This window comes from Planktotalea sp. (genome assembly GCF_965659345.1).
Taxonomy (GTDB): domain Bacteria; phylum Pseudomonadota; class Alphaproteobacteria; order Rhodobacterales; family Rhodobacteraceae; genus Planktotalea.
In genome coordinates this window covers 1-3,018 of record NZ_CBFHVK010000048.1, presented here as the reverse complement: position 1 = coordinate 3,018, position 3,018 = coordinate 1, and the positions used below count along the sequence as shown (strand labels likewise).

Annotated in this window: 2 protein-coding genes and 1 pseudogene; 2 read left to right on the top strand and 1 reads right to left on the bottom strand. The window is 49.5% G+C overall.

Annotated features, from left to right (window positions below; all coding sequences use genetic code 11):
* Positions 1-49: 49 nt before the first annotated feature.
* On the bottom strand, positions 50-238 hold the full coding sequence (locus tag ACTG3Z_RS17455) for a hypothetical protein (RefSeq protein ID WP_439144273.1): 189 nt from the start codon (positions 236-238) through the stop codon (positions 50-52).
* A 181-nt stretch (positions 239-419) separates the two neighbouring features.
* Between ACTG3Z_RS17455 and ACTG3Z_RS17450 the strand changes: the two are divergent.
* Positions 420-1,641 (top strand): annotated as a pseudogene (locus ACTG3Z_RS17450) (mannose-1-phosphate guanylyltransferase/mannose-6-phosphate isomerase).
* Positions 1,642-1,783: 142 nt separating this feature from the next.
* Positions 1,784-2,980: an O-antigen ligase family protein gene (locus ACTG3Z_RS17445; protein ID WP_439144272.1), complete on the top strand. Its 1,197-nt coding sequence runs from the start codon at positions 1,784-1,786 to the stop codon at positions 2,978-2,980.
* Positions 2,981-3,018 lie beyond the last annotated feature (38 nt).

The window sequence follows — 3,018 nt, the reverse complement described above, 5'->3', positions numbered from 1 at the left end:
GTACCGTGGCTGTAGGCTAAATCCGTCTGGGGTAAGGGGGAGATCGGCCTCAGACCGATTTGTGCAACAAAGCCGCTTCTATCTTTGCGATTAAGTTATTCATTTTGGCCAAACACCCGTGAATATCGCCAATCGCATAGAATGGAGTATCGGGTTTGAGGGCGGTTTCAATGCTTGAAGGTAGCATTGTGACGTCTGAGGGTGCGCTGCCTAAAAGTGATTTCAATCGTTTGAACATACTTATGGTTTTCCTTGCGTGGCGCTGATGATGCGCCTCGCGTAGAATACATCAACGCTCAGCAAAGGCCTAGTGTCACCATTTGTTTCGCGCGCGAAACATTTGTGATTAAACAGCCCTTGCCAAACTTTCGCCTAAACCTGACGCTAGAGTAAGGGCAATTAAGTTAAGGGCATTGGTTATGATTACTCCGGTTATTCTTGCAGGCGGGTCCGGCACGCGCCTTTGGCCGCTTTCGCGCAAAAGCTACCCCAAGCAATTTGCCGACCTCGGCCAAACGGATACGTTATTTCAATCCACCGTTAAGCGTCTTGCTGGCAAAGGTTTTCGCCGCCCTGTTTTGCTTACCTCTGAGGATTACCGTTTCATTGTGACCGAACAGATGGGTGGTGCGGGTGTTCTGCCTGAAGCGATCTTTATCGAACCAGAAGCGCGTGACACAGCACCGGCTGTTTTGATCGCGGCGCTGTTTTTGCAGCAAAGCGATCCCGATGGTTTAATGTTGATCGCCCCTGCTGATCACGCGATCCCTGATGGCGATGCTTTTCGCAAAGCGATTGATGCGGCGCGCCCTGCGGCGGAGGCCGGCTCGATCGTCACTTTTGGTATCACGCCAGATCGCCCGGAAACCGGTTATGGCTATCTCGAATTGACGGGTGCAGATCATCCTAAGGGCGCGCCAGAACCTTTGAAGTCCTTTGTGGAAAAGCCAAATGTTTCGCGCGCGAAACAAATGCTCGCTTCGGGACGTTTCCTGTGGAACGCAGGTATCTTTTTAGTCTCTGTAAGCTCAATTAGAGCCGCATTTGAGCGATACGCGCCTGATATGATTGGCCCTGCTGAGGCCGCATTAAAGGGCGCTAAGCAAGACCTCGGATTTCGCCGTCTCGACAAAGCGGCCTTTGCGCAGTGTCCTAAAATTTCGCTCGACTATGCGATCATGGAAAAGGCGGATAATTTGCAGGTTCTGGCCTTTTCTGAGGGTTGGTCCGACCTTGGTGATTGGGAGGCCCTGCGCCGTATCACGGATAAGGACGAACGCGGCACCGCATTGGTTGGTGACACGACATCTGTGGAGTGCAAAGATAGCCTGCTCTGGTCTACTTCTGAGGGGCAAGAGTTGGTTGGCATCGGGCTGGAGAATATCATTGCCGTGGCGATGCCCGACGCTGTGCTGGTCGCGGATCGCAGCCGTGTGCAGGACGTCAAAGCGGCCGTCACTGCGCTGCAAGAAAAGGGTGCGAAACAAGCGGATCAGTTTACCCGTGATCATCGCCCTTGGCGCAGTTCATCGCATGGAAAACCGCGGTAAGGTGAATATGACCCTGATTGAAGTGCAAACGGGTTCATACTTGGGTGAGGACGACATCATTCGCTATGAAGATGCCTACTCGCGTACTTAGATGTGTTGAGTGTGTTCATTTGTTTCGCGAGCGATACATTTTCGAAATTCCTGCGTGTATAGCAATGGACATTGAAAATGTTCTGGAGTGTAACAGCCTAAAGCAAAGCGTATATTGAAGCGCACAGTTAGAAAGAAACTAAGTGAACAAAGAATATTGCGGGATTGCTGTTTCTGTATTCTTGCTGGGGCTGTTTCCCGTTTTCTTCTTGTTAGCTCTGCAGCTGATCCTTCTTGTGATCCTAGTCTGTGTTGGTGTCTCATTTCGAAAACTTGACCGATATGCCTTTAAGCCTCTTGCGACGTGGCACTATCTCGCATTCGCGCAGTTTTATCTGGTCTTCTTGTTGAACGCTCAATTTTACTCGGTTTGGCCTGGCACAAAAGCGCATTTTCGCAATGTGGCTATCGAATCTTGGGGCATAAGTTTGGTGTGTGTTCTGCTGCTGGCACTTTGGTTGCATTTGCAAAAAACGACTGACATCAAGCGCGCCTTTATTGCATGGTTGCCGGCTGGATTGACTGCTTCTTTCGTTGTTGCAACAGGGATATATTTCTATGGTGCCCAAGCCGAGCGCCCACCGCTTTTCACACCGAGTGCATTGATTCCGCCGTTTTGGTACTTGGTTTTGACCATGGTCAGTTTTGTTTGGTTTTTTGAAATGAGTCTGAGCCACAAAATATGGCGACTTGCTCTGTTCTTTTTTGCCGGTGTAATGACGATTTATGGCGCGGCACGTTTTGCTATGTTGGCGTGGCTGCTCTGTGGTATTGTGCTTATTGTATGGTGCCACTTTCAAATCGCGCGTAGGCGACGTGTGTTCTTTGTTCTGGGCGCTTCCTTGGGCGCAATAATCTGTGTGGCTGGAATCGTTATATTGGATTCTTTACTGGGCGGAGTCTTGAGTAGTAGGATGCAGTCGTTTTCAAAGATAGAATTCACATTTGAGAGTATTGGTGCTCAGTTCCTGCGACTCAAAATATGGGCCGGGGCGACGTCTGTTATTTCCGATAATCTTTGGCTTGGAGTAGGGCAGATCAATGAACGCATCGCACTTAGAATTGAAATGGATTGGGATAGATGGCTACGGGCGCACCAAACCTATTTTTCATATCTTATTGCAGGCGGCATTCCTACGCTTCTTTCAGGTGTAATGATGCAAAGCCCTACACTCAGTTTTTTGAGAGCACAAAACTGGCGAAGCTTCGTCCCAGCGTTTCTAGGCTTAGGAGTGGTCGTAACGTTGAACTGCTTTACTGACTCGCTTTTTCAGTCGGCTGTTAACGTACAAGCTTTCATGCTGATCACAGTGCTTTTGCTCAAGGCGAAAGAAGCCTAAACTTGCTGGTGGCTTTGTTGCACAAATCGGGCACTGTA